At 69.3% G+C, this 26,392-nt stretch carries 24 protein-coding genes; 5 read left to right on the top strand and 19 right to left on the bottom strand.

What is annotated here, in order from left to right; all coding sequences use genetic code 11:
- Positions 1-8: 8 nt before the first annotated feature.
- The 3 genes from AC4HOU_RS02790 to AC4HOU_RS02780 form a co-directional block, all read right to left on the bottom strand.
- Complete coding sequence (locus AC4HOU_RS02790; RefSeq protein ID WP_490724097.1) at positions 9-1,220, bottom strand: Dyp-type peroxidase; 1,212 nt, start codon at positions 1,218-1,220, stop codon at positions 9-11.
- On the bottom strand, positions 1,213-1,779 hold the full coding sequence (locus AC4HOU_RS02785; protein WP_163810703.1) for a copper chaperone PCu(A)C: 567 nt from the start codon (positions 1,777-1,779) through the stop codon (positions 1,213-1,215). The genes AC4HOU_RS02790 and AC4HOU_RS02785 overlap by 8 nt, the downstream gene beginning before the upstream one ends.
- A 438-nt stretch (positions 1,780-2,217) precedes the next feature.
- Positions 2,218-2,754, bottom strand: coding sequence for a hypothetical protein (locus AC4HOU_RS02780; protein WP_280210853.1), 537 nt, complete (start codon positions 2,752-2,754; stop codon positions 2,218-2,220).
- A gap of 160 nt (positions 2,755-2,914) precedes the next feature.
- Between AC4HOU_RS02780 and AC4HOU_RS02775 the strand changes: the two genes are divergently transcribed.
- The 4 genes from AC4HOU_RS02775 to AC4HOU_RS02760 all read left to right on the top strand — a co-directional run bounded on the left by AC4HOU_RS02775 (position 2,915) and on the right by AC4HOU_RS02760 (position 7,068).
- Complete coding sequence (locus tag AC4HOU_RS02775; RefSeq protein ID WP_490724246.1) at positions 2,915-3,190, top strand: hypothetical protein; 276 nt, start codon at positions 2,915-2,917, stop codon at positions 3,188-3,190.
- 84 nt (positions 3,191-3,274) lie between these two features.
- Positions 3,275-3,958 carry a response regulator gene (locus AC4HOU_RS02770; RefSeq protein WP_490724096.1) on the top strand — a complete coding sequence of 228 codons (684 nt, stop codon included), beginning with the start codon at positions 3,275-3,277 and terminating at the stop codon, positions 3,956-3,958.
- The gene (locus tag AC4HOU_RS02765) at positions 3,955-4,992 is read left to right on the top strand and encodes a HAMP domain-containing sensor histidine kinase (RefSeq protein ID WP_163810708.1); all 1,038 of its coding nucleotides are present in this window, start codon (positions 3,955-3,957) and stop codon (positions 4,990-4,992) included. Before AC4HOU_RS02770 ends, AC4HOU_RS02765 begins: the two co-directional genes overlap by 4 nt.
- A 588-nt stretch (positions 4,993-5,580) precedes the next feature.
- A complete protein-coding gene (locus AC4HOU_RS02760; protein ID WP_490724095.1) occupies positions 5,581-7,068 on the top strand; it encodes a DUF4153 domain-containing protein in 1,488 nt (495 codons plus the stop codon).
- A gap of 45 nt (positions 7,069-7,113) precedes the next feature.
- Here AC4HOU_RS02760 and AC4HOU_RS02755 read toward each other — a convergent pair whose 3' ends face one another.
- Positions 7,114-7,875, bottom strand: a complete 762-nt coding sequence (locus AC4HOU_RS02755; protein WP_163810710.1) for an SDR family NAD(P)-dependent oxidoreductase — start codon at positions 7,873-7,875, stop codon at positions 7,114-7,116.
- 72 nt (positions 7,876-7,947) lie between these two features.
- Positions 7,948-8,808 (bottom strand): LysR family transcriptional regulator, encoded by an 861-nt coding sequence (locus AC4HOU_RS02750; RefSeq protein WP_195019542.1) that lies wholly within the window; start codon positions 8,806-8,808, stop codon positions 7,948-7,950.
- A gap of 86 nt (positions 8,809-8,894) precedes the next feature.
- On the opposite strand from AC4HOU_RS02750, the gene AC4HOU_RS02745 reads away from it, so the two are divergent.
- A complete protein-coding gene (locus AC4HOU_RS02745; protein WP_194992612.1) occupies positions 8,895-9,899 on the top strand; it encodes a bile acid:sodium symporter family protein in 1,005 nt (334 codons plus the stop codon).
- A gap of 3 nt (positions 9,900-9,902) precedes the next feature.
- Here the strand turns inward: AC4HOU_RS02745 and nuoN are convergent, their stop codons facing one another.
- From nuoN to AC4HOU_RS02675, 14 genes are all read right to left on the bottom strand, one after another.
- Positions 9,903-11,516, bottom strand: a complete 1,614-nt coding sequence (nuoN, locus tag AC4HOU_RS02740; protein ID WP_163810717.1) for an NADH-quinone oxidoreductase subunit NuoN — start codon at positions 11,514-11,516, stop codon at positions 9,903-9,905.
- Positions 11,513-13,135: an NADH-quinone oxidoreductase subunit M gene (locus AC4HOU_RS02735; protein ID WP_490724094.1), complete on the bottom strand. Its 1,623-nt coding sequence runs from the start codon at positions 13,133-13,135 to the stop codon at positions 11,513-11,515. The genes nuoN and AC4HOU_RS02735 overlap by 4 nt, the downstream gene beginning before the upstream one ends.
- On the bottom strand, positions 13,132-15,018 hold the full coding sequence (nuoL, locus tag AC4HOU_RS02730; protein ID WP_490724093.1) for an NADH-quinone oxidoreductase subunit L: 1,887 nt from the start codon (positions 15,016-15,018) through the stop codon (positions 13,132-13,134). Before nuoL ends, AC4HOU_RS02735 begins: the two co-directional genes overlap by 4 nt.
- Position 15,019: 1 nt before the next feature.
- Complete coding sequence (gene nuoK / locus AC4HOU_RS02725; protein WP_036536861.1) at positions 15,020-15,319, bottom strand: NADH-quinone oxidoreductase subunit NuoK; 300 nt, start codon at positions 15,317-15,319, stop codon at positions 15,020-15,022.
- Entirely contained in the window at positions 15,316-16,182 is an 867-nt protein-coding gene (locus AC4HOU_RS02720; protein WP_163810723.1) for an NADH-quinone oxidoreductase subunit J, read from the bottom strand. The genes nuoK and AC4HOU_RS02720 overlap by 4 nt, the downstream gene beginning before the upstream one ends.
- Positions 16,179-18,008 carry an NADH-quinone oxidoreductase subunit NuoH gene (gene nuoH / locus AC4HOU_RS02715; RefSeq protein ID WP_194990777.1) on the bottom strand — a complete coding sequence of 610 codons (1,830 nt, stop codon included), beginning with the start codon at positions 18,006-18,008 and terminating at the stop codon, positions 16,179-16,181. Before nuoH ends, AC4HOU_RS02720 begins: the two co-directional genes overlap by 4 nt.
- A 16-nt stretch (positions 18,009-18,024) precedes the next feature.
- Entirely contained in the window at positions 18,025-20,517 is a 2,493-nt protein-coding gene (locus AC4HOU_RS02710; RefSeq protein WP_490724092.1) for an NADH-quinone oxidoreductase subunit G, read from the bottom strand.
- Positions 20,514-21,842, bottom strand: a complete 1,329-nt coding sequence (gene nuoF / locus AC4HOU_RS02705) for an NADH-quinone oxidoreductase subunit NuoF (RefSeq protein ID WP_163810727.1) — start codon at positions 21,840-21,842, stop codon at positions 20,514-20,516. The genes AC4HOU_RS02710 and nuoF overlap by 4 nt, the downstream gene beginning before the upstream one ends.
- Positions 21,839-22,558 (bottom strand): NADH-quinone oxidoreductase subunit NuoE, encoded by a 720-nt coding sequence (gene nuoE, locus AC4HOU_RS02700; RefSeq protein WP_195019538.1) that lies wholly within the window; start codon positions 22,556-22,558, stop codon positions 21,839-21,841. Before nuoE ends, nuoF begins: the two co-directional genes overlap by 4 nt.
- Positions 22,555-23,925, bottom strand: coding sequence for an NADH-quinone oxidoreductase subunit D (locus AC4HOU_RS02695; protein ID WP_228815096.1), 1,371 nt, complete (start codon positions 23,923-23,925; stop codon positions 22,555-22,557). Before AC4HOU_RS02695 ends, nuoE begins: the two co-directional genes overlap by 4 nt.
- Entirely contained in the window at positions 23,925-24,617 is a 693-nt protein-coding gene (locus tag AC4HOU_RS02690; RefSeq protein ID WP_163810731.1) for an NADH-quinone oxidoreductase subunit C, read from the bottom strand. Before AC4HOU_RS02690 ends, AC4HOU_RS02695 begins: the two co-directional genes overlap by 1 nt.
- Positions 24,614-25,168, bottom strand: a complete 555-nt coding sequence (locus AC4HOU_RS02685; protein WP_163810733.1) for a NuoB/complex I 20 kDa subunit family protein — start codon at positions 25,166-25,168, stop codon at positions 24,614-24,616. The genes AC4HOU_RS02690 and AC4HOU_RS02685 overlap by 4 nt, the downstream gene beginning before the upstream one ends.
- Before the next feature lie 70 nt (positions 25,169-25,238).
- Positions 25,239-25,619 (bottom strand): NADH-quinone oxidoreductase subunit A, encoded by a 381-nt coding sequence (locus AC4HOU_RS02680; protein ID WP_163810736.1) that lies wholly within the window; start codon positions 25,617-25,619, stop codon positions 25,239-25,241.
- A 306-nt stretch (positions 25,620-25,925) separates the two neighbouring features.
- Positions 25,926-26,336, bottom strand: coding sequence for an Rv3143 family two-component system response regulator (locus tag AC4HOU_RS02675; protein WP_163810738.1), 411 nt, complete (start codon positions 26,334-26,336; stop codon positions 25,926-25,928).
- Positions 26,337-26,392 lie beyond the last annotated feature (56 nt).

Genomic DNA, 26,392 nt, shown 5'->3' with positions numbered 1-26,392 from the left:
CCGTGTGCTCACCGCTCGAACAGGGTCTGCCCGAGATACCCGCCGGGCGCGCGGACACCCGGTGGGATGACGAACACCGCCGAACCCACCGGAATCGTCCACACATTGAGCGCATCGAACTCGGCCAGCCGCTGCTGCACCGGCAGGAACTGCGCCGTCACATCACGCTGGTAGGCCGCGAACAGCAGGCCCGAATTCGAGGTCTCGCCCGGACGCGGCGGATCGTCGTAGTTGTAACCACGACGCAGGAACCGCTCGCCGTCATGGGTGTGATGGGCGCGGGCGATATGCGACGACGGTGGGATCACCGGGATGCCGTCGCGGTCGACCGCCGCGAAATCCGGTTCGTCGAACTCGCTCGTCCCGGTCAGCGGCGCACCGTTGGACAACCGGCGCCCGACCGTCAATTCCCTGCCCTCGGGGTCGATTTCGTCCCAGGTGTCCAGGGTCATCGCGATCCGGCGCAACACCAGCGACGTACCGCCCGCCAGCCATGGCTGCGCGGCACCGTCGTCCCACACCAGCCGATCGAAATCCGGTGTGCCGGCGACCAGATTGACCGTTCCGTCGACCTGACCCATCAGGTTGCGCGGTGTGGTACCCGGTGCGGCGTCGCGGAATCCGCGCTGCACCCAGCGCACCGATACCAGCGACTTCACACTCTTGCAGAGCACCCGGACCGCATGCGCGACCGTCGTCGATTCCTCGGCGCAGATCTGCAGCAGCAGATCGCCCTCGCCGTAGGCGGGATCGAGCCGGTCGATCGTGAACGGCGGCAGGGGTTTCAGCCACTGCGGACGCCGATCGGCCAGTCCGGCCACGTCGAACACGCGCGGCCCGAAACCGACCGTGACGGTGAGCCGGGACGGGCGCCCCGCCAGTTCCGGTTCGGTATCGCCGAGCGCCGGGCGGCCGGCGGTGAGGCGCACCGCGTCCTCGGTCCAGATCTTCAGCACGCCGACGATGTCGGCACGGTCGGTGCCCGGCCGCAGATCCAGCGCCACGAACGCCGCGTGCGCGGGCGGTGCGGTCGCGATACCTGCCTGATGTTCGCCGTAGAACGGTTCGACCGCCGCCGACGCGGGCGAGGTCTCCTCGCGGTGGGTGGTGAACGCGGCCGCACCGAGACCGAGACCGGCGACGCCCGCGGCGGCCGCACCGCCACCGAGCAGCCGCCGCCGGTTCAGCCGAACGGAACGGGCGCGGGCCGGCTCAACCACCGTGCCCCGGCGCCGCGGCGCCGTCGCCGTGTTCGCCGCCGGGCTCGTAATTCTCCTGGTTGCCCGGGAAGTCGCGAACCTGCGCGGTGAACGTGGTGGTCGAGCCGTCGTCGAAGGTGAGCGTGACCGGCGCCTCCGATCCGGTGCGCAGCGGACCGCGCAGACCCATGAACATGATGTGGTTGCCGCCGGGCTCGAGCGCGAGCTCGCCGCCTGCCGGGATGCGGAAGCCGCCCGGCTTCGGGCGCATGACCTTGACGCCGTCGTCGCCGGTCACCACCTCGTGTAGTTCGACGGTGGCCGAGGCCGGGCTGGTCGCCGCAACGACGGTGACGTCGGTGTCGGCGTTGTTGCGCAGCTGTCCGAACGCGGCCGACATGCCGCTGTCGGCGGCCTTGGCCCATTGCTCGGTGATGGTGACGGCCGAGGCGGCATCGGACGGTGCGCCGGAATCGCCGGACTCGCTGGTGCAGCCGAGCGCGACCAGCGGGGCGGCGGCCACCAGGGCGGCGGCGGCCGCGCGGCGCAGGCGTGAGCGCGCGGGAACGAGGTGGAACATGGGATCTCCCTGTACGGGTCGGTGTTCGAGTGGTCGATGTGCGGGTGTGGTTCCCCCGCCGAGTCGTGCGAGATCGGCCGTGCCCAGCGCCGACACAACGGTACGGTGCCCGTGCTATCGGGCACGGTCCGCGCTTCCGGGCACGCGATGACAACGCGCATCCACGCGCATCGGTCCGGCACGCGTCGTGAAACGGCCGGGCAGGCAAGGATTCCGCGAGACGGGTCGACGCCACGGGTGCGCGACTACGCCGGTGCCGTCAGTGGTCCAGCGATCTGCGCCGGACCGGTTTCGGCCGTCGGTGATCGGCGCGGCCGCGGTCGTGGGCCGGCCGACGTCGTCGAACGGTGCCGCGTCGTCGCGCAGGTCACGGTGACGAGCACCGGCACCGCTGATCCGCGCACGAGCGTGCCGCGTATCGCGATCGGCGGAGGGGAACTACCGAGCCGAAACAGGTGGCCCGCGCGTACCGCGGCCGGAGATGAGCAGCGGGCGCGGCGGGATCAGCGGATCACGGCCCGCGACAAGAGAACTCGGCGCCCATGGCGGTGGACCGGCGAGCGCGGCGCACAGCGCCGACACCGCACGGCGCACACTCGATATCGACCGCCCCACAGCGAGTTCGGCGCCACGGATCAGCACCGCACCGGCCGGGATCGCGACCAGGTGGGTGGCAAGCATGATCGCGGCCGAGTGTGATCCGTGCTGGTGCCCGGGTCCGGCGGTCAAAGCGAGATGGCCGATGGCCTGCCCGGCGGTCAACAGCAGCATCACCTGCGTGCGGCCGGGCCGCAGCGGCAGCGCCCGGGCGAGTGTGCCGATCAACGCGCACGCGCCGAGCAGCAGGGTGATCGACGACGATCCAGGGGCGACGACGCCGCCACCGAGCGCGTGGGCGGCGATACTCACCGCGCCGCACGCGGAGCCGACGAACGCGCCCCGCAGCGAGGCGACTGCCGACCCGGACGAACGCACCCACCCATACTACGGACAGTCGTAGCCCGGGTGGTGCCCGGTTCGGGTCACGATGAGGCCTTGACGCCGCAACCCCGCACGCTGGATACTTCGGTCGCGATAGCTGTCAGGTATCAATTGCTTCACTATCAGACGAGAATTCGTTGACGGAGTGGGCATGATGGGCCTTCACGCAGTTCCCGAGTTCCTCGCGCAAGTGGCAGATCCCACGCCACAGGCGCCACCGATCTCCGGCCAGATCGACAAGCTCGTGCGCTACTTCACCTGGTTCGTGCTGCTGTCGGGCGTTCTCGGCATCACCGTGGCCGGCGGTCGCTTCGCCTGGGAGAAGTGGAACAACGGCTCATTGGCCTCGCCCAAGATGGTGGTCGGCGGGATGCTCGGCGGCGTCATCGCCACCAGCGCGGGCACCCTGATGAACTCCCTGATCGGCTGAACCGCGCGCATCGGCCGCGGCGCTCACCGAATCTCCACAATTGGCCCCGGATCTCTCCACAGCCGCTGGCTAATGTAAGCCCGCATGGAGCACAGTGCGGCGCGCAGGATCCTGGTGGTCGACGACGAGATCACCATCGCCGAGTCGGTGGGCGCCCGGTTGCGGGCGGAAGGTTTCGTCGTCGAACTCGCCCATGACGGTCCGGCCGCGGTCGCCGCCGCCGAGGCCCGTCGACCGGATCTGGTCGTCCTCGATGTGATGCTGCCCGGATTCGACGGGCTCGAGGTGTGCCGGCGTATCCAGGCCGCACATCCGGTGCCGGTGCTGATGCTCACCGCGCGCACCGAGGAAACCGACCAGCTGGTCGGCCTCGGTGTCGGTGCGGACGACTACCTCACCAAACCGTTCTCACTGCGCATCCTCACCGCACGCGTGCACGCCCTGCTGCGGCGGGTGGAGCGCAGCACCGAGGGCGACGGCGCCGCGCTCGTCGTCGGTGATCTGCGCATCGACCTGGATGAGCGCCGGGTGTGGCGGGCCGGCGTGGAAACCCAGCTGACGCCGCTGGAATTCGATCTGCTGGCCCGGCTGGCACGCCGTCCACGCGCGGTACTCGCCAGGGAGCGGCTGCTGGAAGAGGTATGGGACTGGGCCGATGCGGCGGGCAGCCGCGCGGTGGACAGCCACATCAAAGCGCTGCGCCGCAAGCTCGGCGCCGACCTCATCCGCACCGTGCACGGCGTCGGCTACGCACTAGAGGCGCGATGACCGGCCCCGATCGATGGCGGCAGCTGGCCCGCCGGATCGCCGACACCCTGCCGCGACCGCTGGATCCGGTGCGCTCGATCAAGCTGAAGCTGGCGATCCTGATGCTGTGCTCGGGCGGCGTGGCCTTCGGCTACTTCCGGCTGCAGATCGGCTGGCTACCGCCACGCACCACCCTCGCCGCGACCGCGATCGCCTTGGTCACCTCGCAGGTGCTCGCGCATGGCATCACCAGGCCGCTTCGGGAGATGACCGCGGCCGCCAAACGCATGGCGCACGGCGATTACAGCCGCCGGGTGCGCGCCAGCTCTCGCGATGAGGTGGGCGAGCTGGCCGAGGCGTTCAACCAGATGGCCGCGGATCTGGCGGCCGCCGACCGGCAGCGCCGAGAGTTGATCGCCAACGTCTCGCATGAGCTGCGCACGCCCGTCACCGCATTGAACGCACTGCTGGAGAACCTGGTCGACGGTGTGTCCGAACCGGATCCGCGCACCCTGCGCACGGCGCTGGCGCAAACCGAACGGCTCGGGCTGCTGGTGACCGAACTGCTCGATCTGTCCAGCATCGAGGCCGGCGCGCTGCCGCTGGACCGGGAACGGTTCGCGATCGAACCACTGCTGGCCGAGGTGGTCGCCGAAGCCGAGGTCACCACGGCCGCTCTAGGCCGTGGGGTGCGGTTCCGGACCGACGTGCGTCCCGGCGGGGTGTGCGTCTACGCCGACCGTGCACGGTTGCATCAGGTGCTGCTCAACCTGCTCGACAATGCCGCCAGGCACGGCCCGGCCGGTGGCGAGGTGCGGATCGAGGTGAGCGGCGAGCCGGACCGCGTCGTCATCGACGTCGGCGACGACGGTCCCGGCATCCCCACCGCCGAGCGCGCCCACATCTTCGATCGTTTCACCCGCGGCGGCCGCGCCGACGGCGGCGGCACCGGCCTCGGCCTCGCCATCGCCCGCTGGGTCGTCGACCTGCACGGCGGCACCATCGCCGTCGCCGACCCTGGCTCACGCATCCGAGTGGTCCTCCCCGGCCGCTGACCCGAACCGACCCACACCCCGGACCGACCCCGGTCCCGGGGCGATCCCGCACACCCACAGGAGGGGACATCCATGCCCACAGAACCTGATTCCGGCGACCGGACACTGTCGACACCGGAGCGAGCCGAAGACGGAGACCCGACGGCGGCGTCCGATGAGGCGGCCGCGGTTTCGTCATCGGCCGCCGTCCACGCTGCGAAGCCAGGGGCGTCCGAACCAGCGGCCCCGGCTCCGCGGGGATCTGAGGACGGCAACGCGCCGGCAGCGACCGACGACACGAAAGCGGTTGCCTCGGTGGCGGCGTCATCGGCGATCAACCCGGGCACGAAGCCCCCTGCACCGGAGCCGGACGGTTCGGCTCCGCAGGAATCGGGCACCGACGCGACCGATGACCGGGTGGCGGTTGCGTCGGAAGACGCCGCGCAGGATGCGTCGGCCGATGCGGCTTCCGCGTCGGTGCCGACCGTGGCTGCTCCGACGCCGACTTCCGCGGGCGCGCAGCTGACCGGTGTCGCGGACAAGTCGTCCGCGGCGGTCTGGGCTGACCCGAGCACGCAGGTTGTTCAGCCACCGGCGGGGACCGTGCTCGTGACATCGCCCCCGAATGCCCGTCCGCCGGTGACGCCGATGCCGCCGGCTGCCGGACCGAAACCGCCGCCACGGTGGCGGCGCGTCGCCCAGCCCGCGGGATTGCTCACCGCGGCGGCGGTCTCCGGGCTCGGCGCGGCGACGCTGGTACCGACGGACCGGCCAGGGATCGGCTGGTTGCTCGCGGCAGGGGTTGTCGTCGCCACCATCGCGGCCGTCGTTCGCCGATCACGTCGGGTCCGTGCGGCGTCTTCGGACAACGTCGCGCAGTTGCCGCTGGGGAGCGGCCGCATCTGGTGGACGGTGCTGGCGGCGGCCTTGCTGGCGGTGGGGGCGTTCCGGGCCGCCGGCTGGTTGTTCACGTTATGCGTGCTGGCGGCGGCCGCCGCGGCGTCACTGGCGGCGGTGGGCCCGCGGTCGGTGTTCGGGCTGCGGTACGACCTGTTCGCGATTCCCATCGAGGCGGCGCGGAGCCTGCCGTGGCTCTACACCGGTGCCCGCCGGGTCCAGGGGCCGGGACGGGAGCGCGCGACGCGGCTGGCCGGCTCGATCGCGGCGACCGCGCTGCTGCTCGCGGTGTTCGTTCCGCTGCTCGGCAGTGCCGACGCGAGCTTCGCGCACGTGGTCGAAAGTCTCATTCCCGCCGTCGACTCGGACGCCGTGGCGCAGTGGATCCTGATGTTCGTCATCGCCGGGCTCGGCACGGTCGGCGCGCTCTACGTGATCGCCGGACCTCCCCGACGCGCGACCGACGACGCGCCGGAGACCGGACGACGGCTGCGCCGCAGCGAATGGGCGCTGCCGGTGGCCGCGTTGACGCTGGTGTTCGCGGTGTTCGTGGCCGTGCAGTTCATGGCCATGTTCGGCGGCGACGACTACGTGCAGCGCACCGCGGGCCTCACCTACGCCGAATACGCGCGCAGCGGATTCTGGCAGCTGTCGACCGTCACCATTCTCACCCTGGTGGTGATCGCGATCGTCTTGCGCTGGGCGGCACGGGATTCGGGCATTGATCGGCTGTGGCTGCGGGCGCTGCTGTCGGCGGTGACGGTGCTGTCGCTGATCATCGTGGCCTCGGCGCTGATGCGGATGTGGACCTACCAGCAGGCCTACGGTTTCACCGTGCTGCGGTTGCTGGTGCTGACCTGCGAGCTGTGGATCGGCACGGTGTATCTGCTCGTCTTGGTGGCGGTGCTGCGGTTGCGGCACCGGCGGCTGGCCGGCGCGGCCGTCGGCACGGCCATGGCGACGCTGCTGGCGCTGGCCGTGCTCGACCCGGAACGCTTCATCGCCGACAAGAACATCGACCGCTGGCAGGACGGGCACGCCCTCGACATCGGCTATCTGAGTGGGCTTTCCGCCGATATCGTGCCCGCCACCGACCGTCTGCCCGCCGAGTTGCGCGCCGTCATCGCCGACCCGATCCGGGACCGCTTGCCCGCCGACACCTGGCGCAGCTGGAACTACTCGCGCGCGGCGGCACGGTGACCGGCCGGGTCGGCGGGTCGAACACGGCCGAGGCCGGGCGTGGGCTCACCCCTCGCGCGGTGCGAGCAACCCGCCGACCAGGTTCGGGAACCACCGGTAGGCGGCGATCATGGCGCGGCTGTAGCGCGGCACGATGATGTACTGCTGATTGCGGCGCATGCCGCGCATGATCGCGCACGCCGCCCGGTCGGGGGCGAGCGCGTCGATCGGCTTGCGCCGCAACATCGTCCGCGGCTGCCGGGCGGACGGGGTGGACGTCGCGCCTGGTACCGCGACACTGATCCGCACGCCGCTGCCCGCGGCTTCGGCCCGCAGCGAGGTGGTCAGCCCGACCACCGCGTGCTGGGTCATGGCATAGGCCACCGACCGGGCCGACGGCAGCAGCCCGGCCACCGACACCGTATTGACGATGTGGCCGAATCCCTGCGCGCGCATCACCGCGTAACCGTGCCGGGTGCCGTGCACCATGCCCCACAGGTCCACATCGACCATCTCGTGCCAGCGGCCCAGTGGCAGCGTGCCGAAGTCGCCATCGATGCGCAGATCGGCGGTATTGAACAGATAGTCGAGACGGCCCAGATCGGCGACGGTGCCGGTGAGTAGCCGCCGGACCCGGTCGTCGTCGGTGGCATCGACCACCTGGGTATAGCGGGTGGCGCCGTCCAGACCCCGCGACAACTGCCGCAGCCGGGCCGCATCGCCGTCGGCGGCGACCACGCAGACGCCCGCCGTCACCAGCTGGCGGCACAGCGCCGCGCCGATCTCCGACGTGGCGCCGGTGACCACCGCCACTTTCTCGACACCCATCGACACAACTAAACATCCACGTTTTACATCGTCAACTCGCGCCGGGTCGCGGTCCCGCTCAGCGGCACCGCCTCACCGCCGCGTGAACCGCAGCCGATCGATGTTGTCCACGATCGCGCGGGTCAGCGCCCGCTCGGGTGCGGAGGCCGCCCGGCGCGCGGTACTGATCAGCACGAACTCCGTGGTGCCGGGGCTCGGCAGGCCGTGCACCGGAACGAGATCGGCGGGCAGCAGGCTTTCGCTGTGTACCGCGAACCCGAGGCCGGCGAGCACCGCGGCGCGCAGGCCGAGCTGACCTTTGGTGGTGCACGCGATGTGATGGGGGAGCCCGGCGCGATCGAGGGTGCGCAAGGCCGCGTCGCGGGTCAGGCTGGGCGGCAGATAGGTGACCACCGGTATCGGTTCGCCCGCCGCCGGCGGTTGCGCGCCGGCCGGACCCACCCACACCAGCCGATCGCTGAAGACCAGCCGGCCGTGCTGTTCGCCCGGCCTGCGTTTGACGAAGGCGAGATCGAGGTGGTTACGGCGCAGCCGCGCATGCACTTCCTCGCTGAGCCCGACGGACATGTCCAGATCGACGCGCGGATAGTCGCGGCGGAACTCGCGCAGGATCTCCGGAAGCGTCTCGGCCACCAGATCCTCGGAGACGCCGAACCGGATGCGCCCGGTGACGGTCTCGCCGCCGAAATACTGCGCCGCCCGGCTCTGCGCGTCGAGGATTTCGCGCGCGAAGCCCAGCATGGCCGCGCCGTCGGAGGTGAGCGTGACCGAATGGGTATCGCGCAGAAACAGCTCACGACCGAGTTCGCGTTCCAGCTTCGCGACGTGGCCGCTGACAGTGGGCTGACGAAGCCCGAGTTGACGGGCCGCGGCGGTGAAACCGCCGTGCTGCTCGACCGCCACGAAACTGCGCAGCAGAACCGGATCGAACACCGAACACCTCGCTATCGTGATTCGTAATAGCTGATATAGCAGCTATCGTATTCCCCGATGGTGCGCCGCCGCCTACCGTTCTACTGATGCGGTTGCTCAGTAAGTTCTCGATCGATGGTTTCGTCCTCGCGATCTTCGCGATGGTCGGCGTCGCGACGATCGTTCCGGCCACCGGCGCCGGGGTGATCGTCCTCGACTGGGCCACCAAGGCCGCCATCGCCGCATTGTTCTTCATCTACGGCGCGCGCCTCTCACCCGCGCAGGCCTGGCAGGGCGTCAAACACTGGCGTCTGCACACGGTGATCCTGGCGACGACCTTCGTGGTGTTTCCGCTGCTCGGACTGGCACTGCGAGTCCTGGAGCCGGGGGTGCTGTCCGAGCAGCTCTACGCCGGGGTGCTGTTCCTGTGCCTGGTGCCCTCGACCGTGCAGTCCTCGATCGCCTTCACCTCGATCGCGCGTGGCAATGTCGGCGGGGCGATCGTGAGCGCGTCGTTCTCCAACCTGCTCGGCGTGTTCCTGACCCCGCTGCTGGTGGTGGCGCTGATGCACACCACCGGTGAGGCCCATATCGACGCGGGCGCCGCGGTGGCGATCGTGGTGCAGCTGCTGGTGCCGTTCCTGCTCGGGCAGCTGGCGCGGCCGTGGATCGGGGAGTGGCTGACCCGGCACGCGCAGCCGGTGAAGCTGGTCGACCGCGGATCCATCCTGCTCGTGGTCTACGCGGCGTTCAGTGCCGGCATGCGCGAGGACATCTGGAGCAAGGTCGGCGTCGGCGACATCCTCGTGCTGCTCACGGTCTCGGCGGTGCTGTTCGCCGTGGTGGCGGGCATCGCGACCGGGGCGGGCAGGCTGCTCGGGTTCCCGCGCGAGGACCGGATCGTCATCCTGTTCGCCGGATCGAAGAAGAGCCTGGCCTCCGGCCTGCCGATGGCAGCGGTGCTGTTCGGCGGCACCGACGTCGGCCTGATGGTGCTGCCGCTCATGCTGTTCCACCAGTTGCAGTTGATCGCCTGTGCCGTCATCGCGCAGCGGCTGGGCCGGCAAGCCGAAGAGCTCGAGAAGGTCACGGCGGCGCCGGCGGCCTCGTGAGCGCTACCGCGCGAAGTTCGCGGCGTCGGTCGCGAGATCCAGCACCGGCTGCGGGAAGATGCCGAGCACCACGGTGACGACGACCGTGACGCCGATGACCCCGCACGTCATCCGCGGTGCGGTGATCACCGGCGGATCCGCGGGCGGGTCGGTGAAGAACATCAGCACGATCACCCGGATGTAGAAGAAGGCGGCAACAGCGCTGGCGAGCACACCGACGATCACCAGATAACCGGCGTCACCGTCGGCCGCCGCCTGGAAGACAGCGAACTTCGCGACGAACCCGCTGGTCAAGGGCAGACCGGCGAAGGACAGCAGCAGCAGCGCGAAACCGGAGGCGAGCCAGGGCGATCGGCGTCCGAGCCCGGCCCAGCGCTCGAGCGAGGTGGCTTCCTCGCCGGAGCCATCACGGACCAGGCTCACCAGCGCGAACGCGCCGAGCGTGCTCAGGCCGTAGGTGAGCAGATAGAACAGCACCGACGACACCCCGGCGTCATTGGCGGCCACCAGCGCCGTCAGCAGGAAACCCGCATGTGCCACCGACGAATACGCCAGCATCCGCGTGACGTCGGTCTGGGTGATGGCCATGACCGCACCGACGATCATGGTCGCCACCGCCACCGCGCCGAGCACCGGCCGCCAGTCGTCGGCCAGCCCCGGCACCGCCACCTGCAACACCCGCAGCAGCGCGCCGACGGCGGCGATCTTGGTGGCGGCGGCCATGAACGCCGTCACCGGGGTCGGCGCGCCCTGGTACACGTCGGGAACCCAGGACTGGAAGGGCACGGCGCCGATCTTGAACAGCAGGCCGACCGCCAGCATCGCCACCCCCAGCAGCGCGAGGGTCGCGTCGCCGGAATCGGCGGCGAGGGCGTCGGCGATGCCGCCGAGCCGGACGGTGCCCGTCGCGCCGTAGAGCAGAGCGACGCCGTAGAGGAAGAACGCCGAGCTGAACGCGCCGAGCAGGAAGTACTTCAGCGCCGCCTCCTGCGAGAGCAGCCGCTTGCGCCGGGCCAGCCCGCACAGCAGATACAGCGGCAGCGACAGCACTTCGAGCGCGACGAACATGGTCAGCAGATCGTTCGACGCCGGGAACAGCAACAGCCCACCCACCGCGAGCATGGTCAGCGGGAACACCTCGGTCGCCGCCACCCCCGCGGCGGCCGCGGCCTTCTCGGCGCCGCTGCCCGGCACCGCGGAGGCCTGCGGAGTGAACGCCTCGAGCTGCAACGCCGGCCGCGCCGCCGCGCGGGACCAGGTGCCGGGCCCCGACCTCGGCGCGGCGCGCTGAGCGATGATCAACACCCCCAGCACCGACACCACCAGCAGCGTGCCCTGCAGCAACAGCGTCACCCCGTCGACGGCGACGGCCCCGACCGCCGCCGTGGTCCGCGTGCCCGCGAGTGCGATCACCGCGACCAGCGCGGCGATCAACGCGCCAAGGGCCAGCGACATATGCGTGAGGTAACGCAGCCGTCGCGGCACGAAGGCCTCGACCAGCACACCGATGACTGCCGCGCCGAACACGATCAGCATCGGCGAGAGCGTGCCGTACTCGATGCTCGGAGCGGGTACGGCCGCCGCGAGGACGAGACCGGCGTCGAGACCACCACTCATTTGTGCCCACCTCCGGTGATCGCTGTGCCCGCCTCGGTCTGCGCCGGGGCCGACGGTTCGGGGTCGGTGATACCGACCGTGGTGAGGGTCTGGGTGACCGCGGGATCGATGAAGTCGGTGACCGGTTTCGGATAGACCCCGAGCACGATCAGCGCCGCGATCAGTGGCGCCACCACCGCCAGCTCCCGCGGCAGCAGATCACGGATGCGTTCGTTGCCCTCGGTGACCGGGCCGGTCATCATCCGCTGGTACACCCACAGCACGTAGATCGCCGCCAGCACCAGCGCGCCGGTGGCGACGACGGCCGCGACCTGATAGCGGCTGAAAGTGCCGACCAGGACCAGGAATTCGCTGACGAACGGCGCCAGCCCAGGCAGGGACAACGTCGCCAGACCGGCGATGAGGAAGGTGCCTGCCAGCACCGGGGCGACCTTCTGCACTCCGCCGTAATCGGCGATGAGCCTGGTCCCGCGCCGCGACACCAGGAACCCGGCGATCAGGAACAACGCGGCGGTGGAGATGCCGTGGTTGACCATGTACAGCGTCGCCCCGGTCTGAGCCTGACTGGTCAGCGCGAAGATGCCGAGGATGATGAAACCGAAATGCGAGATCGAGGTGTAGGCGATCAGCCGCATCACATCGGTCTGGCCGATCGCGACCAGCGCGCCGTAGATGATCGCGATCACCGCGAGCGTCACCAGCAGCGGCGCGTAGGTCCGGGTGGCGTCGGGGAACAGCAGCAGCCCGTAGCGCAGCATGCCGAAGGTGCCGACCTTGTCCACCACCGCCATCATCAGCACCGCGCTCGACGGCGTCGCCGCCACCGCGGCATCGGGCAGCCAGGTGTGCAGCGGCCACAGCGGCGCTTTCACGGCGAAGGCGAACATGAACCCGAGGAACAGGGCATTCACCAAGGCCGGATCGCCGCCCAGCTCGCCGGCGTTCGCGGCGGCGACCACGGTGCGGAAATCGAAGGTACCCGCCGTGCCGTCACCGAGTCCCTGCTGCACCGTGAGCACGTACAGCCCGATCACCGCGGCCAGCATGATGAGCCCGCCGAGCAGGTTGTAGAGCAGGAACTTCACCGCGGCCCGTGCGCGCCGCACCCGTACGGCCACCTCGTCGGTGCGCGGGCCGAAACCGCCGATGAGGAAATACATCGGGATCAGCATCGCCTCGAAGAACACGTAGAACAGCAGGATGTCCAGGGCGAGGAAGGACATCAGCACCATCGCCTCGACCAGCAGGGTGAGCGCCACGTAGGTGTGCGCGACCCGCCGCCCGCTGCCGACCTCGCGTTCGTCGTTCCAGCCCGCCACGATGAGCAACGGCACCAGCGCGGTGGTGAGCAGCACGAGTACCAGCGCGATGCCGTCGACGCCGAGGGTGTACCCGGCGCCGAAAGCCGGTATCCAGCTGTGCGATTCGACGAACTGGAACTGTGCACCACCGGGTTCGAAGCGGGTCGCGAGCAGTACCGCCACCACCAGCACCGCCACCGAGAACCCGAGCGCCACCCAGCGGGCGAGCACCCGCTGGGCGGCGGGGAGCAGCATGACGATCACCGCGCCCGCGACGGGCAGCAGCCACAGCGTGGTCAACCAGGGAAAGTCGGTCACCAGATCCTCACCGCCAGCAGGGCGGCGGCCACCAGGGCCGCGCCGGTGAACATGGACAGCGCATACGAGCGCACGAAACCGGTTTGCACCCGCCGGATCCGGGCCGACAGGCCACCGATGACGGCGGCCGTGCTGTTGACCAGTCCGTCGATGCCGCGATTGTCGACGAACACCAGCGAACGAGTCAGGTGCCGTCCCGGCCGCATCAGCCCGGCCTCGTTGACCGCGTCACCGTAGAGGTCCTTGCGGGCGGCGACGGTGAGTGCCGACACCTGCTGCGGCGCGGTCTCCGGAACCGGGCGCCGCGCGTACTGCTGATACGCGACCCCGACACCCGCGGCCACGACCAGCAACGCCAGTGCCGTGATCACCGGCACCGGAAGGGCGGGCTCGCCGTGATGGGAGCCGACGACCGGCTCCAGCCAGTTCTGCAATGCCGATCCCCACACCAACAGCGCACCGGAGGCCACCGAACCGACCGCGAGCAAGATCATCGGACCGGTCATCACCGCGGGCGCTTCATGCGGATGGGTATCCGGTTTCCAGCGTCGTTCGCCGAAGAACGTCATCAGCATGACGCGGGTCATGTAGAAGGCGGTCAGCCCGGCGCCGAGCAGGGTCACCGCGCCGAGCGCCAGGCCGGCGGCCCCGCCTTCGGCGAAGGCGGCCTCGATGATGCGGTCCTTGGAGAAGAATCCGGCGAACGGCGGCACCCCGATGATGGCGAGATAGCCGAGTCCGAAGGTCACGTAGGTGATCGGCAGCAGCGTGCGCAGTCCGCCGTAGCGGCGCATATCGGTCTCGTCGTTCATGGCGTGCATGACCGATCCCGCGCCGAGGAACAACCCGGCCTTGAAGAAGCCGTGGGTCAGCAGATGCATGATCGCGACCGCGTAGCCCGCCGGCCCGAGGCCGACCGCCAGCACCATGTAGCCGATCTGGCTCATGGTCGAGGCGGCGAGGGCCTTCTTGATGTCGTCCTTGGCGCAGCCGATGATCGCGCCGAACAGCAACGTCACCGCGCCGACGAGGACCACAGCTAGTTGTGCGTTCGGCGCGAGATCGAAGACCGGGTTGGCCCGGGCGATCAGGTACACACCCGCGGTGACCATGGTGGCCGCGTGAATGAGCGCCGAGACCGGAGTCGGACCCTCCATGGCGTCACCGAGCCAGGACTGCAACGGCACCTGCGCGGATTTACCGCAGGCGGCCAGCAGCAACAGCAACCCGATCGCGGTCAGCGTGGCTTCGCTCGCCGCCGGTGCAGCGCCGAACACCTCGCTGAAACCGATGGACCCGAAAGTGGCGAACATGACGAACATCGCCAGCGCCAGCCCCATGTCACCGACCCGGTTGACCACGAACGCCTTCTTGGCCGCGGTAGCCGCCGAGGGCTTCTCCTGCCAGAACCCGATCAACAGGTAGGACGCCACACCGACGCCTTCCCAACCGAGATAGAGCACCAGGAAGTTGTTCGCCAGCACCAGCACCAGCATGGCCGCCAGGAACAGGTTGAGGTAGGCGAAGAATCGCCTGCGGGCCGGGTCGTGGCTCATATAGCCGACCGAGTAGATGTGGATCAGCGAGCCGACACCGGTGATCAGCAGTGCGAAGCACATCGACAGCTGGTCGAGCTGCAGTCCCAGTTCCACATTCAGGCCGGTGACCGGAACCCACTGGTAGAGATCGAGTTCGATGGCGCGGGTGGCGTCGTCGCGGCCGAGCATCGCGACGAACGCGACGATCGCCACCGCGAACGACGCGAGCGCGGTCAGGCAGCCGAGCAGATGACCCCAGGCGTCGGCGCGGCGCCCCGTGAGCAGCAGGATGACGGCGCCGGCCAGAGGCAGGGCGGGCAGCAGCCACAGCGTCGCGGTATCCACGTCAGAACTTCAGCAGGTTGGCGTCGTCGACCGAGGTCGAGCGGCGGGCGCGGAAGATGGTCATGATGATCGCCAGCCCGACCACTACTTCGGCGGCGGCGACCACCATGGTGAAGAACGCGAAGACCTGACCGTCGAGGTTCGCGTGCATCCTGGCGAAGGTGACGAAGGCCAGGTTCACCGCATTGAGCATCAACTCGATGCACATGAACACCACGATGGCGTTGCGGCGCAGCAGCACACCGGCGGCGCCGATGGTGAACAGCAGCGCAGACAGGAACAGGTAGTTCTCGGGATTCACCGGCTCCCTTTCTCCTCGGAGGTGCGGGATTCGCCGCGCACCGGTTCGCTCGGCTCGGACGGTGTGCCGACGGAGATGACCGCGGCTTCGGTCAGCGCCCGGGTGCGGCGGTGGCGCAGGATGGTCGACACCGACAGCTCTTCGAACGAACCGTCGGGCAGCCGCGCGGGCACGTCGACGGCGTTGTGCCTGGCGTAGACACCCGGCGTCGGTAGTGGTGTCGGCCTGGCGTGTTCGGGATCGCGGAAGCGCCGCCGCGACATCTCACGCTGGCCCAGTTGCGGCCCGAACTTCTCCCGGTGCGCCAGCACCATGGCGCCGATGGTGGCGGCGATGAGCAGCGCGCCGGTGAGCTCGAAGGCCCACACGTAGCGAACGAAGATCAACTCGGCCAGCTCGCCGATGACGTCGCGGCCGGGGAATCCGGTGGCGGGATAGGTGATCCCGGAGTTGCGGACGCCGTGTGAGATCCCGGTGATGAACAACAGCCCGAACCCGAGGCCGACCACTGCCGCCGCGATGCGCTGGCCGCGCAGGGTCTCGCGCAGCGACTCGGCCGAATCCACGCCGACGAGCATGAGCACGAACAGGAACAGCATCATCACCGCGCCGGTGTAGACCACGATCTGCACGACGCCGAGGAACAACGCGTCCTGCGCGATGTAGAACACCGCGAGCGCGATCATGGTGGCGGCCAGGCAGATCGCGGAATGAACCGCCTTCGCGGCGAAGACCATGCCGAGTGCGCCGATCACCGCCAGTGGCGCGAGGATCCAGAACTGCACGGCTTCGCCGGTGCCGGTCCGGGTGATCGGTTCGGCGGCCAGCGGCGCCGCCGCGGCGAGATGGGTCATGACGGTCATCGGGTGCCTCCGTCCGCGCCGGTGCCCGCCGCCGCGGGCGAGCGTTGCGGTTCGGTGCCGTCGATGGCACCGGTGTAGTAGTCGGCCACGGTGGCGCCGGGGCGCATCTCGTGCGGTGGTGCGGTCATGCCCGGTTCCATCGGGGCGAGCAGCCGGTCCTTCTCGTAGATCAGGTCGGCGCGGTTGTCGTCGGTCAGTTCGTAGTCGTTGGTCATCGTCAGCGCGCGCGTCGGGCAGGCCTCGATGCACAGGCCGCAGCCGATGCAGCGCAGGTAGTTGATCTGGTAGATGCGGCCGTAGCGTTCACCGGGGGAGTAGCGTTCGGTCTCGGTGTTGTCGGCGCCTTCGACGTAGATGGCGTCGGCCGGGCAGGCCCACGCGCACAACTCGCAACCGATGCATTTCTCGAGCCCGTCGGAGTACCGGTTGAGCTGATGACGGCCGTGATAGCGGGCGGCGGTCGGTACCTTCTGCTCCGGATAGAACTCGGTATTGGGCCGTTTGAACATGGTGGCCGCGGTGACGGCGAAACCGGCCAGTGGTTCGAACAGTCCGCCCGCCGGCACGGTATGTGACGGCCGCTCCGGCAGCGGCGGCGTCGGGAAGCCCAGGAAAACGCCGGTGCCGCTGGAGGATCGGTCGGGGGCGGCCACCGGTTGCTCGACCTCGGGCGGCGCTCCCGGTGCGCGGCCCGCCCGCAGGAACAGCCCGACCATCAGCGCGCACACCAGCACGCCGCCGATGACGAGGATCGGCGTCTGTACGTGGTAGCCCTCGAGTTCCAGCACCCGCGCGGTGGCCACCACCATCACCCACAGCAGCGACACCGGGATCAGCAGCTTCCAGCCGAGGTTCATGAACTGGTCGTAGCGCAGCCGGGGCAGGGTGCCGCGCAGCCAGATGAACACGAACAGGAACGTCCAGACCTTGAGCGTGAACCACAGCAGCGGCCACCAGCCCGAATTCGCGCCCGACCACATGTTCAACGGCCACGGCGCGGCCCAGCCACCCAGGAACAGGGTGGTGGCCAGCGCCGACACCGTCGCCATATTGATGTATTCGGCGAGCATGAACATGGCGAACTTGAGCGAGGAGTACTCGGTGTGGAATCCGCCGACCAGCTCACCCTCGGCCTCGGGCAGATCGAACGGCGCCCGATTGGTCTCACCGACCATGGACACGCAATAGATGAGAAATGACGGCAGCAACAAGAAGGCGTACCAGGTGCCGTGCTGGGCGGCCACGATGCCGGAGGTGGCCATGGTGCCGCCGAGCAGGAACACCGCCGCGAAGCACAGCGCCATGGCGATCTCGTAGGAGATGACCTGCGCGGTCGAGCGCAGTCCACCCAGCAGCGGATACGTCGAGCCCGACGCCCAGCCGGCCAGCACGATCCCGTAGACGCCGATGGACGTGATCGCCAGGATGTAGAGCACCCCGACGGGCAGGTCGGTCAATTGCAGCGGTGTGGTGTGCCCGAAGATCGATACCTGCGGCCCGAACGGGATGACCGCGAAGGCCATGAACGCCGGGATGGCGGCGAGCACCGGCGCCAGGATGTAGATCGGTTTGTCGACGATGGCCGGGACGATGTCTTCCTTCAGGGCCATCTTCACCCCGTCGGCAATCGATTGCAGGCTGCCGAACGGGCCGGTGCGGTTGGGGCCGATACGCATCTGCATGCGGGCCACGATCTTGCGTTCGGCCAGCACCGCGATCATCGGCGTCAGCAGCAGGAACACGAAGACGGCGACCGATTTCAGCAGCACCAGCCACAGCGGGTCGGTGCCGAAACCCGCTGGCCCGTCCGCGGCCTGGGCGAGCATCACCAGATCGGACAGCTCATGCATGACCCTCGACCTCCAAGTCCAGGTCGGCCCGGCGCAGCTCGACGACGCCGCCCGGGTGCGTCGCCAACGCGGTGTGCACCGAGTGACCCGGTGCGTTCAGTGGGACCCACGCCACCCGGTCGGGCATGTCGGTGACCATCAGGGGCAGGGTGAGCGCACCGTGTTCGGTGGTGATGGTGACCGGTTCGCCGTTCGCGGCGCCGATGTCGGCGGCGGTGCCGGGCGAGACCCGCACGACGGCGGGGTGCGCGGTGCCCGCGAGGTTGGGTTCGCCGTCCTGCATGCGTCCGGCGTCGAGCAGCATCCGCCACCCGGCCAGCACCGCGGTGCCGGGGCCCGGGCGGGTGACCGGATGCGGCAGATGCGCGGGCGCGGGGGCAGGCGCGCCGTTCCAGGCGCCGAGTCCGGCGAGTTCGGCTCGTGCGGTCGCGGCATCGGGCAGCCCGATCGGCGTGCCCATCTCGGCGGCCAGGGTGTGCAGCACCCGCAGATCCGATAGCGGCGCCGCGGTGCGCCGCACGGTGGATTCACCGAGCGCGGCCTCGAACGCGCGGGGCCTGCCCTCCCAGTTCAGGAAGGTGCCCGCCTTCTCCATGGCCGAAGCCACCGGGAACACCACATCGGCGCAGTCGGTGATCTCGCTGCGGCGCAGCTCCAGACTCACCACGAACGGGGCGGCCCGAACGGCGGCGAGCGCGGCCTTCGGGTCCGGCAGATCGGCGAGCTCGACGCCACCGACGAGGAGTGCGAGTCCGGCTGCCGGGTCGAGGATTCCGGCCGTATCGCGGCCCGCGGCGACGGGTATCTCACCGCCCCAGACATCGTGCAGCTGACGCCTGGCCTCCGGATCGCACACCGGTCGGCCGCCGGGCAGCAGCCCGGGCAGTGCGCCGGCTTCGATCGCCCCGCGCTCGCCGGCCCGCCGCGGCACCCAGGCCAGCGCGGCGCCGGTGTCGTCGGCGAGGCGCACGGCCGCCGACAACGCACCGGGGATGCCGGCCAGCCGCTCACCGACCATAATGACCGCGCCCGGCCGGCGCAGCAGCTGCGCCAGTTCGGCGAGCCGGGCGGAATCGACAGTGGCACCGATGCTTTCGCCGGTCTGCGCACCGCCGGTGCGGATCGCCTCGAACAGGTGCGGTTCGGCACCGGGGACGGTCGGCAGCAGGGTGGCCGACATCCGCCGCACCCCGCGGGAGGCGAAGGCGGCCATCGCATAGATCGGCAGACCGCGCTTGCGGACGGCCTTACGCAAGCGCAGATAGACGATGGGCGATTCTTCCTCCGGCTCGACACCGGCCAGCAACACCACCGGCGCGGCCTCGAGATCGTCGTAACCGACCGTCAGGCCCTGCCCGGCGACGCGCGCGGCCAGGAAATCGGCCTCCTCGGCCGAATGGACCCGGGCCCGCATGTCGATGTCGTTGGTCTCGAGCACCAGCCGCGCGAACTTGGCGTAGGCGTAGGCGTCCTCCATGGTGACCCGGCCGCCCACCAGGACACCGGTGTTCGAGATCGCGGCGGCCAATCCGCGCGCGGCCACGGCCAGCGCATGCGACCACGACGCGGGCGCGAGTTCACCATCGAGCCCGCGCACCAGCGGGGTGGTCAGCCGATCCAGTTCGGTGGCGTAGGCGAAGGCCCACCGGCCCTTGTCGCAGTTCCATTCCTCATTGACCTGTGGGTCGTCACCGGCGAGGCGGCGCAGCACCTTGCCGCGCCGGTGATCGGTGCGCTGGGCGCAGCCGGAGGCGCAGTGCTCGCAGACGTTCGGGCTCGACACCAGGTCGAACGGCCGGGCCCGGAACCGGTAGCTGGTACCGGTGAGCGCGCCGACCGGGCAGATCTGGACGGTATTGCCGGAGAAGTACGAGTCGAGCGGTTCGGCCTGTGCGGTGCCCACCTGTTGCAGGGCGCCGCGGTCGAGCAACTCGATGAACGGATCGCCGGCGATCTGCTGGGAGAAGCGGGTGCATCGGGCGCACAGCACGCACCGCTCGCGGTCCAGCAGCACCGCTGTGGACAGCGGAATCGGTTTGGGGAAGGTGCGTTTCACCCCGTCGAAGCGCGATTCGGCCGAGCCGGTGGACATGGCCTGGTTCTGCAATGGGCATTCGCCGCCCTTGTCGCAGACGGGGCAATCCAGCGGATGGTTGATCAGCAGCAGCTCCATCACCCCGCGCTGCGCCTTCTCCGCCGCGGTGGAGCTGAGCTGGGTATGCGCGACCATGCCGTCGGACACCGCCATGGTGCACGAGGCCACCGGTTTGCGCTGTCCGTCGACCTCGACCAGGCACTGACGGCAGGCGCCCACCGGGTCGAGCAGCGGATGGTCGCAGAAACGGGGGATCTGGATGCCGATGAGTTCGGCGGCGCGGATGAGCAGCGTGCCCGCGGGCACGCTGACGGTGGTGCCGTCGATGGTGACGCTGACGAGGTCGGCGGGCACCACGCCGCTGGTGTCGGTGCGCACGGTCGCGGTCATCGGATCACCTCTCGGGTATCGCTGTCGGCCCAGGCGGTGCTGCGCGCCGGATCGAACGGGCAGCCGCCGCGGCGCAGATGCTCGGCGTATTCCTCACGGAAGTACTTCAGCGAGGACACGATCGGGCTGGCCGCGCCATCGCCGAGCGCGCAGAAGGATTTGCCGTTGATGCTGTCGCAGATGTCGAGCAGCTTGTCCAGATCGGCCGCGGTGCCCCGGCCGGCTTCCAGCCGGGTGAGCAGCTGGACCAGCCAGTAGGTGCCCTCACGACAGGGTGTGCACTTGCCGCAGGATTCGTGGGCGTAGAACTCGGTCCAGCGCAGCACCGCGCGCACCACACAGGTGGTGTCGTCGAAGATCTGCAAGGCCTTGGTGCCGAGCATCGACCCGGCGGCGGCGACGTTCTCGTAATCGAGTGGGACGTCCAGATGCTCGGCGGTGAACAGCGGAGTCGACGATCCTCCTGGTGTCCAGAACTTCAGCTCGTGTCCGGCGCGCACACCCCCGGCGTAACCGAGCAGCTCGCGCAGCGTCACCCCGAGCGGCGCCTCGTACTGGCCGGGCTTGGTCACATGCCCCGACAGCGAGTACAGCGTGAAACCGGGCGACTTCTCGCTGCCCATGGACCGGAACCAGGCGATCCCGTTGCGGATGATCGGCGGGACGCTGGCGATGGATTCGACATTGTTGACCACCGTCGGGCAGGCGTAGAGACCGGCGACGGCCGGGAACGGCGGACGCAACCGGGGCTGGCCGCGCCTGCCCTCGAGCGAATCGAGCAGCGCTGTCTCCTCGCCACAGATGTAGGCGCCGGCCCCGGCGTGCACGATGAGTTCCAGGTCGTAGCCGGAGCCGAGGATGTCGCGGCCGAGCAAACCGGCCTGGTAGGCCTCGGCGACCGCGGCCTGCAACCGGCGCAGCACCGGCACCACCTCGCCGCGCACATAGATGAAGGCGTGCCCGGCCCGGATGGCGTAGGCGGCGATGATGACGCCCTCGATCAGCGCGTGCGGGGTGGTGAGCATGAGCGGAATGTCTTTGCAGGTGCCCGGTTCGGACTCGTCGGCGTTGACGACCAGGTAGTGCGGTGTGATCGTGCCGTCGGGTTCGGGGCCCTGCGGGATGAAACTCCATTTCATGCCGGTGGGGAAGCCGGCGCCGCCGCGCCCGCGCAGCCCGGCGTCTTTGACCGTGCTGATGACCTGATCGGGCGACATCCCGAGCGCGATGCGCAGCGCCTGATAGCCGTCATGGCCGCGGTAGGCGTCCAGCGTCCACGACTGCGGTTCGTCCCAATGGCGGGTGAGTACCGGGGTGAGTGTCACTGCTGCCCGCCCTCCGACTGCTGCGGTACGGCGGGTGTCTCCATACCGTGTTCGCGTGCGGTGTGCAGCCCGGCCAGGGTGGCCGGGCCGGGGATACCGTCGAGGGCGCCGGGGCGCTCGTCCGGAAAGCCGGCGAGGATGCGGGCGGTCTCCCGGAAGGTGCACAGCGGCGCCCCACGGGTCGGGGTTACCTGAGCGCCCGATCGCAGCGAATCCACCAGCGCGCGCGCCGATTCCGGCGTCTGGTTGTCGAAGAACTCCCAGTTCACCATGATCACCGGCGCGAAATCGCAGGCGGCATTGCACTCGATGTGTTCGAGGGTGATGGCGCCGTCGTCGGTGGTCTCGCCGTGGGCGATCCCGAGGTGCTCGCGCAGGGCGGCCAGGATGGCGTCGCCGCCCATCACCGCGCACAGGGTGTTGGTGCACACCCCCACGTGGTAATCGCCGGTGGGGGTGCGCCGGTACATCGAATAGAACGTGGCCACGGCCGTGACTTCGGCGGCTGTCAATTCCAGCTGTTCGGCGCAGAATTCGATGCCGGTGGCCGTGACGAACCCTTCTTCGGCCTGCACCAGATGCAGGAGCGGCAGCAGCGCCGAACGCGGATGGGGATAGCGGGCGATGATCTGTGCCGCGTCGGCGGCCAGCCGGCCGCGCACCGCATCCGGGTACGGTGCCGGTTTGGTGGTGAGCCGCAACAGGATCTCGGTCATCGGTCCACCCCACCCATCACCGGGTCGATGCTGGCGACCGAGGCGATGACGTCGGCCACCATGCCGCCCTCGCACATCGCCGCCACCGCTTGCAGATTCGTGAACGAGGGATCGCGGAAATGCACCCGGTACGGCCGGGTGCCGCCGTCGCTGACCATGTGCACCCCGAGTTCACCGCGCGGCGATTCGACCGCGCTGTACACCTGCCCGGCCGGCACTCGGATGCCCTCGGTGACGAGCTTGAAGTGGTGGATGAGCCCCTCCATGGAGGAGCCCATGATCTTGCCGATGTGCCGCGGCGAATTGCCGAGACCGTCGGGACCCAACGCCAGATCGGCGGGCCAGGCGATCTTCTTGTCGTCGATCATGACCGGCCCCGGCCGCAGGCGGTCCAGACACTGCTCGACGATCTTGAGCGATTCCTTCATCTCCTCGACCCGGATGACGTAACGGCCGTAGCAGTCGCAGCCGGTGGTGGTCGGGATGTCGAATTCGTAGGTCTCGTAACCGCAGTAGGGCGCGGCCTTGCGCAGATCGTGCGGTAGGCCGGTGGCGCGCAGCACCGGGCCGGTGATGCCGAGCGCCATGCATCCGGTGAGGTCCAGGTAGCCGATATCCTGGGTGCGGGCCTTCCAGATCGGGTTCTGGGTCAGCAGATGTTCCATATCGCGTAGGCGTTTCGGTAGCAGCGCCAGAAGTTCACGGACCTTGTCGACGCCGTCGTCGGGCAGATCCTGGGCGAGCCCGCCGGGCCGGATGTAGGCATGGTTCATGCGCAGGCCGGTGATGGTCTCGAAGACGTCGAGGATCAGCTCGCGTTCCCGGAAACCGAACAGCATCGGGGTGAGCGCGCCCAGCTCCATCCCGCCGGTGGCCAGCGCCACCAGATGCGAGGAGATCCGGTTGAGCTCCATCAGCAGCACCCGGATGACGGTGGCGCGCTCGGGGATCTGCTCGGTGATGTCGAGCAGCTTCTCCACCCCGAGGCAGTAGGCGGTCTCGTTGTAGAACGGCGACAGGTAGTCCATCCGGGTGACGAAGGTGACGCCCTGGGTCCAGTTGCGGAACTCGAGATTCTTCTCGATGCCGGTGTGCAGATAACCGATGCCGCAGCGGGCTTCGGTGACGGTCTCGCCCTCGATCTCCAGGATCAGCCGCAGCACACCGTGCGTGGAGGGATGCTGCGGGCCCATATTGACGACGATGCGTTCCTCGCCTGCGCCGCGCAGCGCCTCTGCCACCTCGTCCCAGTCCTGGCCGCCGACGGTGACCGTGGTCGGTTCTGGTGGCGGAGTGGGGGCCGGGCGCGTGGGGGCGCCGGGATCATCGGTGTGGGTTCCGGCGGCGTGGGTGTCGGTGTTGTTCATCAGCTGTAAGCCCTCCGCTCGTCGGGCGGCGGGATACGCGCGCCCTTGTATTCGACCGGGATCCCGCCGAGCGGGTAGTCCTTGCGCTGGGGGTGCCCGCGCCAGTCGTCGGGCATGGTGATGCGGGTGAGTGCGGGGTGCCCGTCGAACTGGAGGCCGAAGAAGTCGTAGGTCTCGCGTTCGTGCCAGTCGGTGGTGGGATACACCCGGTACAGCGACGGGATGTGCGGGTCGGCGTCGGGCGCCGACACCTCGATCCGCAGCCGTCGCCCGTGCGTGATCGACATCAGGTGATACACCGCGTGCAGTTCGCGTCCGGCATCGTCGGGGTAGTGCACGCCGTTGACACCGAGGCACAGTTCGAACCGCAGCGCCGGATCGTCGCGCAGCGCTCGAGCCACCGCGACCAGCTCCGCGCGCCGCACGTGCAGGGTGAGTTCGTCGCGGAATACCACCACTTTCTCCACGGCGGCATCGAAGTCGAGATCCACCTCGGCGAGGGCCGTGCGCAGCGACTCGACGAGGGCGTCGAAGTAGCCGCCGTAGGGCGGGGCGGTGCCGCCGGGAAGGCCGACCTGGCGGATGAGCCGGCCGTAACCGGAGGTGTCGCCGGTGCCTGCGGCCCCGAACATGCCGTGCCGGACGCCGATCACCTCGTCGCCGGAGCCGCCGCGCGGATCGCCGGCCGTCATCGCAGCAGCCCTTCCATCCGAATGGTGGGGGTTGCGGCGAGCGCGGCGTGTTCGGCGGCGCGGATGGCTTCCTCGCGGTTGACGCCCAACGGCATCTGCTGGATCTTCTCGTGCAGCGCGATGATCGCGTTGAGCAGCATCTCCGGCCGCGGCGGGCAGCCGGGCAGATAGATATCGACCGGCACCACATGGTCGACGCCCTGGACGATGGCGTAGTTGTTGAACATCCCGCCGGAGGACGCGCAGACCCCCATCGCGAGCACCCATTTCGGTTCGGTCATCTGGTCGTAGACCTGACGCAGCACCGGCGCCATCTTCTGGCTCACCCGCCCGGCGACGATCATCAGATCGGCCTGGCGTGGGGAGGCGCGAAAGGCTTCCATCCCGAACCGGGCGAGGTCGAATCGGCCCGCGCCGGTGGCCATCATCTCGATGGCACAGCAGGCCAGCCCGAAGGTGGCGGGCCAGAGCGAGCCCTTGCGTAGATAGCCCGCCATCGATTCGACGGTGCTGAGCACGAAACCACTGGGCAGTTTTTCTTCGAGACCCATAATCGACTGCTTCTCCTGGATCGTCCCCGCGGAGCGGGGAGCGCGGTGCGAACGTTCGATGCCGGTCTGCTCAGTCCCAGCTCAGGCCGCCTCTGCGCCATTCGTAGGCGTAGGCGACCGAGACATTGACGATGAACAGAGCCATCGCGGCAAGACCGAACAGACCGAGCGAATCGAAGTGGACCGCCCACGGATACAGGAACACGATCTCGATATCGAAGATGATGAACAGCATCGCGGTGAGGTAGTACTTCACCGGGAAGCGTTGCCCGGTAACGTTTCCCGGCCCGCCGGCCACGGCGTGCGGTGTCGGCTCGATGCCGCATTCATAGGGTTCGAGCTTGGCCCGGTTGTAGCGTGTGGGCCCGATGAGGGCCGCGATGGCAACCGAGCCCAGCGCGAACGCGGTAGCGATCGCGCCGAGTACGAGAATCGGCACCTCGGTATTCACGACTGCACTTCCCCTCCTTGCGAACGGGAGCGGGCGGGGTTGCCGTCCGTCCTCGAACGGGGTGCGGGCGGTCGATGCGGTGGTCCGCGTCGCCGGGGTCGCGTCATCGCCGTGGTGGGCGAGGGTGGGCTGTTCCGAACCTGGCGTTGCGGGTCGTCATGTCATCTCCCGCGCTCATGTGAGCTAGAGCACAGCCTACAACCGATTCGGGGGCGGACCCGGGGATTCGTCGCGGTCTTTGATCGAATTAGCAACTGACATTTATGACCGAAACGGGGCAATCCGCGGGCGCGTCGTCTCCGCTGTTCAGGCGGCCGGACGGCCGCGCAGCAGGCTGACCACGGTGTCGGTCAGCTGGATCGGATCGATCGGGTGCGTGGCCGTCGCTTCGGCGCGGGACCAGCGGGCCAGCCATTCGTCATCCGGGCGTCCGGTGAGCACCAGCAGCGGCGGGCAGTGCGCGAGCTCGTCCTTGAGCTGCTTGGCGATCCCGAGTCCGCCGGCGGGGGTGGCCTCACCGTCGAGGATGGCCAGATCGATGCCGCCGGCGTCCATCTGCTCGATCACCACATCAGCGGTGGCGACCTCGAGATAGTCGAGCTCCGGTAGATCCGGATGCGGCTGTCTGCCCAGTGCCAGCATCACCTGGCTCCGGGTGTCGGCATCGTCGCTGTAGACCAGGACCCGCAGCGCGGCGGGATCTTTCGCATCGGCCACGTCGGCATGGTACGTCCGGAGCCGGGTGGTTGGTGGCACGTTCGCCGAGATCGGCC

The organism is Nocardia sp. JCM 38205 (assembly GCF_058222935.1).
This window is presented reverse-complemented; position numbering and strand designations above follow the sequence as displayed.